At 69.7% G+C, this 7,085-nt stretch carries 8 protein-coding genes; 5 read left to right on the top strand and 3 right to left on the bottom strand.

Annotation, left to right across the window (positions count from 1 at the left end):
• Positions 1 to 201, bottom strand: a 201-nt coding sequence (locus G6027_RS11110; protein ID WP_182637238.1) for a CoA transferase, incomplete at its 3' end; no start/stop codon positions are given.
• A gap of 123 nt (positions 202 to 324) precedes the next feature.
• Between G6027_RS11110 and G6027_RS11105 the strand changes: the two genes are divergently transcribed.
• From G6027_RS11105 to fabG, 3 genes are read left to right on the top strand one after another with little or no spacing between them, the layout of a single operon-like run.
• Positions 325 to 1,530 (top strand): acyl-CoA dehydrogenase family protein, encoded by a 1,206-nt coding sequence (locus G6027_RS11105; protein ID WP_182637237.1) that lies wholly within the window; start codon positions 325 to 327, stop codon positions 1,528 to 1,530.
• Positions 1,527 to 2,717 carry a CaiB/BaiF CoA-transferase family protein gene (locus G6027_RS11100; protein WP_182637236.1) on the top strand — a complete coding sequence of 397 codons (1,191 nt, stop codon included), beginning with the start codon at positions 1,527 to 1,529 and terminating at the stop codon, positions 2,715 to 2,717. Before G6027_RS11105 ends, G6027_RS11100 begins: the two co-directional genes overlap by 4 nt.
• Positions 2,698 to 3,438, top strand: coding sequence for a 3-oxoacyl-ACP reductase FabG (gene fabG, locus G6027_RS11095; RefSeq protein ID WP_182637235.1), 741 nt, complete (start codon positions 2,698 to 2,700; stop codon positions 3,436 to 3,438). The genes G6027_RS11100 and fabG overlap by 20 nt, the downstream gene beginning before the upstream one ends.
• Positions 3,439 to 3,472: 34 nt before the next feature.
• On the opposite strand, the gene G6027_RS11090 is transcribed toward fabG, so the two are convergent.
• Both G6027_RS11090 and G6027_RS11085 read right to left on the bottom strand, forming a co-directional pair.
• Positions 3,473 to 4,231, bottom strand: a complete 759-nt coding sequence (locus G6027_RS11090; RefSeq protein ID WP_182637234.1) for an FCD domain-containing protein — start codon at positions 4,229 to 4,231, stop codon at positions 3,473 to 3,475.
• 8 nt (positions 4,232 to 4,239) lie between these two features.
• Complete coding sequence (locus tag G6027_RS11085) at positions 4,240 to 5,259, bottom strand: MaoC family dehydratase (protein WP_182637233.1); 1,020 nt, start codon at positions 5,257 to 5,259, stop codon at positions 4,240 to 4,242.
• A gap of 116 nt (positions 5,260 to 5,375) precedes the next feature.
• Here G6027_RS11085 and G6027_RS11080 point away from each other — a divergent pair, with 116 nt between their 5' ends.
• Both G6027_RS11080 and G6027_RS11075 read left to right on the top strand, forming a co-directional pair.
• Positions 5,376 to 6,530: an acyl-CoA dehydrogenase family protein gene (locus G6027_RS11080; RefSeq protein WP_182637232.1), complete on the top strand. Its 1,155-nt coding sequence runs from the start codon at positions 5,376 to 5,378 to the stop codon at positions 6,528 to 6,530.
• Positions 6,527 to 6,979, top strand: coding sequence for a MaoC family dehydratase (locus G6027_RS11075; protein WP_182637231.1), 453 nt, complete (start codon positions 6,527 to 6,529; stop codon positions 6,977 to 6,979). Before G6027_RS11080 ends, G6027_RS11075 begins: the two co-directional genes overlap by 4 nt.
• The last annotated feature ends 106 nt before the right edge of the window (positions 6,980 to 7,085 follow it).

Below are 7,085 nucleotides of genomic sequence, written 5' to 3'. Positions count from 1 at the left end.
GAGGCCGGCCCAGTAGATCGAGGCGCCCTCCGGGGCGAGCGGCCAGCGGTGCACGTCTGCCGCGCCGCCCACCGGGTCGACCCGGACGACCTCGGCGCCGAGCTGCGCGAGCGTGAGCCCGCACAGGGGGGAGGCCACAAAGCTGGAGAGTTCGACCACGCGGATGCCGCTGAGCGGTCGGGACTCGCTGGAGTCGGTCATCGGTAGCTCCCGGGGTCCGGCGGCGGCTGTTGCCCCGCCCCGTAATTGATGATAATAGTTTGAAGCATACTTCACCGGATCGTGGTTCCGCGAGGGCCACCACGGACGACTAAGGACACAGGCATGAGCGTGCAGGCGAACCAGGCGGGCTCCGAGGTCGACGCGGAGGACTTCGAGGCCATCCTCGCCACGACCCGTGACTTCATCCGGACGATGGTGGTGCCCCGTGAGCGGGAGATCGCGGACACCGATGCCGTGCCGGACGAGATCCGGGCCGGGCTGGCCGAGATGGGGATGTTCGGATACGCGATCCCGCAGCAGTGGGGTGGTCTGGGGTTGGACCTGACCCAGGACGTCGAGTTGGCGATGGAGTTCGGATACACCAGCCTGGCCATGCGGTCGCTGTTCGGCACCAACAACGGCATCGCCGGGCAGGTCCTGGTGAACTTCGGCACCGACGAGCAGAAGACCGAGTGGTTGGAGCGGATCGCGTCCGGCGAGGTCATTGCCTCCTTCGCTCTGACCGAGGACGGGGCGGGGTCCAATCCCGCCGGGCTGACGACCAGGGCCATCCGCGACGGTGACGAGGGCGGGGGCTGGATCATCGACGGCACCAAGCGCTTCATCACCAACGCCCCGGTGGCTGACCTGTTCGTGGTGTTCGCCCGGACCCGTCCCGCAGACGAGAGTGGGACGGGGATCGCGGTGTTCCTCGTCCCCGCCGACGCGCCAGGGGTCACGGTGGGGCCGAAGGACCGGAAGATGGGACAAGAGGGTGCCCCGACCTCCGAGGTGGACTTCAGTGGTGTCCGCGTCCCGGCGTCGGCACTCGTGGGCGGCGACGAGGACGCCGGGTATCGCGCGGCGATGACGTCCCTGGCCCGCGGGCGAATCCACATCGCCGCCGTCGCCGTGGGATCCGCGAAAAGGGCTCTCGACGAGTCTCTGGCTCATGCGGCCACCACCACGCAGGGGGGGACGGCCGTCGGTGATTTCCAGTTGGTCCAGGCCATGCTCGCCGACCAGCAGGTCGGGGTGATGGCGGGACAGGCCCTGGTCCGCGAGGTCGCGGCCAAGTACGTCTCGGGAGAGGACCGCAGGATCGCCCCGTCCGTCGCCAAGCTCTACTGCACGGAGATGGCGGGGAAGGTCGCCGACCTGGCCGTCCAGATCCACGGCGGCACCGGGTACATGCGGGGCGTCGCGGTCGAGCGGATCTACCGGGACATCCGTCTGTTGCGCCTCTACGAGGGGACGAGCGAGATCCAGAGGTTGATCATCGGTGGCGGCCTCATGCGTGGTGCGACACGCGAGGCCACCGCACGATGACGGGAGACGGGCCGCTCCCTCTCGAGGGGATCACGGTGGTGGCGGTCGAGCAGGCCGTCGCCGGCCCGTTGGCCACCCGTCACCTCGCGGACCTCGGCGCCCGCGTCATCAAGATCGAGCGGCCGGGGGAGGGCGACTTCGCCCGGTCCTACGACGACACCGTTCACGGCCTGGCCTCGCACTTCGTGTGGCTCAACAGGGGCAAGGAGTCGATCGAGCTCGACCTTTCCTCGGCCGACGGACTGCGGGTCGCGCTCGAACTGGCCGACCGTGCGGACGTGGTCCTGAGCAACCTGGCGCCCGGGGCGATGGAGCGGTTGGGACTGGGAGCCGCTGCGCTCCGGTCGCGGAAGGACGAGCTCGTCGTCGTCACCCTCTCCGGGTACGGCGAGGCGGGACCGTACTCCGGCCGCAAGGCCTACGACATGCTCGTCCAGGCCGAGTCGGGGTTGTGCTCGATCACCGGCACCCCCGAGACCGCCACCAAGACCGGCGTGCCCGTCTCCGACATCGCCACCGGGATGTACGCGCTGTCGGCCATCCAGTCGGCGTTGTTCCGTCGGGAGCGGACCGGGCGCGGCGCCACGATCGAGGTGTCGATGTTCGAGGCGACAGCCGAGTGGATGGGGCACCCCATGTACATCCGGATGTACGCGGACCGGCAGGTCGGACGCATGGGGCTGTCGCACGCCTCGATCTGCCCGTACGATGCTTTTCCCACCAGGGACGGCCGGGTGCTCATCGGGGTGCAGAACGACCGCGGGTGGGCGGCGCTGGTCCGCGACGTCTTGGACCGGCCGGATCTCGTCGACGACGAGCGGTACGCCACCAACATCGCCCGCGTCGCCCGCAGGGCCGAGGTGGACGCGATGATCGGCTCCCTGACCAGGGGGTACGCCTCGGCGGATCTGGCCGAGAGGCTCGACGACGCCGGCGTCCCGGCGGCCCGGTTCAACGACGTCGCCGGGTTGGTCGACCACCCGCAGCTCGAGGCGCGGGACCGGTGGCGGGAGCTCGACACCCCTGCCGGACCCGTCCGCGGTCTGCTCCCGCCGATCACCTACGCAGACGTAGAGCTACCGATGGGGCCCGTGCCGGCACTGGGCCAACACACCGACGCGATCCTGGCCGAACTGGCCGGGCAGGCACGAGGAGAGGACACACGTCATGGGACTTCTAGAGGGTAGGACCGCGGTCGTCACCGGAGCCGCGCGCGGGATCGGGTTGGAGATCGCGCGGACGTTCATCGACAGCGGTGCGCGCGTCGTGATCGGGGACATCGACGACGAGGCGGGTGCGGCCGCGGTCACCGAGCTGGGCGGTGAGGACAATGCCCGCTACGTGAACTGCGACGTGCGTGACGGGGCGGCGATCGAGCACCTGATCGACGTGGCCGAGGAGGCGTTCGGCCCGCTCGGGGTGTTCGTCAACAACGCCGGTGTCACCCGCGACGCCACGATGCGCACGATGACCGAGCAGCAGTTCGACGACATCATCGCGATCCACCTCAAGGGCACGTGGAACGGCACCCGCGCGGCCGCCGGACGGATGCGCCAACATGGGGGAGGGGCGATCGTCAACGTCTCCTCCATCTCCGGCAAGGTCGGGCTGAAGGGTCAGACGAACTACTCCGCCGCCAAGGCGGGGATCGTCGGACTGACCAAGGCCGCCGCCAAGGAGGTCGCGTTCAAGAACGTGCGCGTCAACGCCATCCAGCCCGGTCTCATCCGTACCGCCATGACCCTGGCGATGCCGCAACACGTGTGGGACGAGAAGATGTCCGAGATCCCCATGGGCCGGGCCGGCGAGCCCTCCGAGGTCGCGCAGGTCGTGCTGTTCCTGGCCAGCGACATGTCGGGTTACATGACCGGTACGGTCCTCGAGATCACCGGTGGTCGCCACATCTGACCCGCCGCGGACGGGGACGGCCCGGGGCCCCGGGTCACCCGTCGAGGTCCCACCGGATCGGCCGCGCGAGCGCGCTGTGGAACCGCTTCTCCAGGTACGTGGTGTGCTCGTGGATGTGGACCGACATCAGCCGGGACGCGGTGTCGCCGTCCCGGTCGGCGATCGCGGCGTAGATCTCCTCATGGATGTCGCAGGTCAACTCGCGCTGCCGCCTGGGGTAGGTGATGCCCATCGAGGCGCCGGCGATCAGGCCGCTCAGCGCATCGAAGAGGTAGCCGAAGAGCGCGTTCCCGGAGCTCCAGGCGATCAGCTCGTGGAATCGCTCGGAGTGCGCCGAGAACGCCGCCTGGTCGCCCAGCTGTTCCCGGGCCTGGCGGAGGTTCTCGGCGAGTCCGGCCAGTCCGGCGTCGTCGATCCGCGAGGTGGCCAGACGGGAGATGCTGGGTTCCAACGCCGTGCGGGCCTCGACGATCGTGGAGAACGGGGCGTTCTCGAACTGCAGGAGCAGGCTCAACGTGGCGGCCAGCGTCCCCCCGTCCGGTTGCTGCACGATGGGCCCGCCACCCGGGCCGGGCTTGAGCATGATGACGCCCTGCAACTCCAGGTAGCGCAGTGACTCCCGGAGCGTCCCGCGACCGACCCCGTACTGCTCGAGCATGAGGTGCTCCGGCGGCAGCCGGTCGCCGACGGTGTTCCCGCGCCGGGAGATGTCCTCGACGATCTGCTGGGCCACCAGGAGCGCCGTCTTCTTGGGGCGGCCGACCCGCGGGCGCGTGCCGCCTCCTGAACTCATGACAACCATTATCCCCGATCCGCTCTTCCGGGCATGAGGACGGTGTACGACCAGTCCAGGACGGGAGCGTCACCGTCCACCCGGTGGGCGGTGACGAGCGACCGGAGGTCGAGCGCCGTCCCCCCGTCCGCGAGGTCGATCGCGGCTCCCACCATGAGCTCGCTGCTCAGGGTGTCGCCCTCGCGGACCGGGCCCACGTGCTCGCACGAGTGCCAGCCGAGCACGGTGAGCATCGTCGGCAGTGCGCGCGTGGCCTGCGCCAATGCCAAACCGATGGTGTGGCCGCCGTAGACCAGCCGGCCGGCGCCCGAGACGCGGGCGTCGTGGTGGGTCTGCGCGATGTTCAGGGTGAGCCGGGCCAACTCCGGGGCGCTCGAGACCACGTCGGCGCCCGGGCGCAGGACGGTGCCCTCGGCGGGGAGGGGGTCACCGGCGCCGGGGACCGCGGCGCGGTAGGCGGCCAGGTCCCAGCCTTCGGGTGCCACCCACGACCCGGTGGTGTCGGACCCGACTGTCGTCAGGTCGTCGGCGTGGGTGCACGACGCCGGGTCGACGCCCGGAGTCAGTGGCAGCATGGCGCATCGGTGGAAGTCCAGGACGGTTCGTCCATCCTGGTCGGTGGTGGTCATGCGGAGCGCGGCGAGCCCGGTGGGGGCGCGGCCCGGTGAGTGGCTGGTGGTCTTGAGCCCCACGACCTCCGTCCGGGTGGCCAGGGTGTCGCCGATCCGGGGTGCGGTGAGCAGACGCAGGCCACGGTAGAAGAGGTTGGCCCTGACGCGCTGGGTGACGACGGTGGACTGCCCGATCGCCACGTCGATGACCAGGCCGGGGTGGGCCACCGTGCCGCCGGTGACGGCGTGGGCGAGACGATGGTCCAGGGGGAGACGCAGGCGGTCACCGAGGATCGCCTGGTGTGCGGCGGCGAGCCCCTCGGTCAGGGTGACGGACGGGGCGTCGACGACGACCTGACCCACCGCCAACTGGTCGAAGTAGGGTCCGCCGACGGATAAGGCGTCGAGACTGTCCATATCCGGCATCCTAGCCAAACCATGCGCATGATTATTGACTATTGCCTGGTGGGTTGCGACGATGGGTCCCGAACCCCGCCTGACGGGCGGGTGGAGACGACGACGAGGTGTCACCGGTGCCGGACCTGAACGACGACGAGGCCTACCTGGTCGCGACCGTGCGCCGGTTCATCGACCGCGAGGTCAAGCCCTCCGTGCGCGAGATGGAGCACGCGAACGAATACCCGGAACGCTGGATCGAGCAGATGAAGCAGATCGGGATCTACGGCCTGGCCGTCCCCGAGGAGTTCGGCGGGATGCCGGTCTCGATGCCCTGCTACGTGCGCGTCACCGAGGAGCTCGCCCGCGGCTGGATGTCCCTCGCGGGCGCCATGGGCGGGCACACGGTGGTGGCAAAACTCCTCACCGAGTTCGGAACCGAGGAGCAGAAGGCCACCTATCTCCCCCGGATGGCGACCGGCGAGATCCGGGCGACCATGGCGCTCACGGAACCCGGTGGGGGTTCGGACCTCCAGGGGATGACCACCACCGCGAAGACCGAGGGCGACGAGCTCGTGATCACCGGGGCCAAGACGTGGATCTCCAACGCGCGACGCTCCGGGCTCATCGCCCTGCTGTGCAAGACAGACCCGTCGGCCACGCCCACGCACAGGGGGATCTCGATCGTCCTGGTCGAGCACGGGCCCGGACTCACGGTCTCCGAGGACCTGTCCAAGCTCGGGTACAAGGGCGTCGAGACGTGCGAGCTGGCCTTCGACGGTTATCGCACGCCCGCCACGCAGGTGCTGGGCGGCGAGCCCGGACGTGGCTTCGCCCAGATGATGAAGGGCCTGGAGACCGGCCGGATCCAGGTGGCCGGCCGCGCGCTCGGCGTCGCGGCGGCCGCGCTCGAGGACTCCCTCGCGTATGCACAGCAGCGCGAGTCCTTCGGACAACCCATCTGGAAGCACCAGGCCATCGGTCATCACCTGGCCAACATGGCCACCAAGCTCTCCGCCGCGCGCCAGCTCACGCTCCACGCCGCCGAGCGTTCCGAGGCCGGCGAGCGCTGCGACATGGAGGCGGGGATGGCCAAGCTCTTCGCCTCCGAGGTCGGCATGGAGATCGCGCTCGACGCGGTCCGGATCCACGGCGGCTACGGGTATTCCACGGAGTACGACATTGAGCGGTACTTCCGCGATGCCCCGCTCATGATCGTGGGCGAGGGGACCAATGAGATCCAGCGCAACGTCATCGCATCGCAACTGGTGCAGCGAGGAGGACTGTCATGAGGGTGTTCGAGGGACTGGAGCAGCTCGAGGCCGAGCTCGGCCGGCACGTGGGGTACAGCGAGTGGATGGAGATCACCCAGGACCGTATCGACGCGTTCGCCGAGGCGACCGGCGACCACCAGTGGATCCACGTCGACCCGGTCCGCGCGGCGCAGGGGCCGTACGGCGCCACCATCGCCCACGGGTACCTGACCCTTTCCCTCCTGCCGGTGCTGGGAGCAGAGGTGATGGAGATCCGGGGGTTCCGGATGATGATCAACTACGGCGTCGACAAGGTCCGGTTCCCGGCACCGGTTCCGGTGGGGTCCCGCATCCGGGCGGGGATCGAGCTCACCTCGCTCCAGCGCAAGTCCTCAGGGGTTCAGCTCAACAGTCTGGTGACCGTGGAGGTCGAGGGCTCCGACCGTCCGGCGGTCGTCGCCGAGACCGTCCGGATGATGGTGGAGTGAGTCGATGAGGTCCCGCATGGCGGAGGCCCTCGCCGACATCGTGGTCTGCGAACCCGTGCGTACCGCGGTGGGGCGCCGCCACGGCGCCCTCGCCCCGCTCGCGGCC

The organism is Dietzia sp. SLG310A2-38A2 (assembly GCF_014145095.1).
GTDB lineage: Bacteria > Actinomycetota > Actinomycetes > Mycobacteriales > Mycobacteriaceae > Dietzia.
This window is presented reverse-complemented; position numbering and strand designations above follow the sequence as displayed.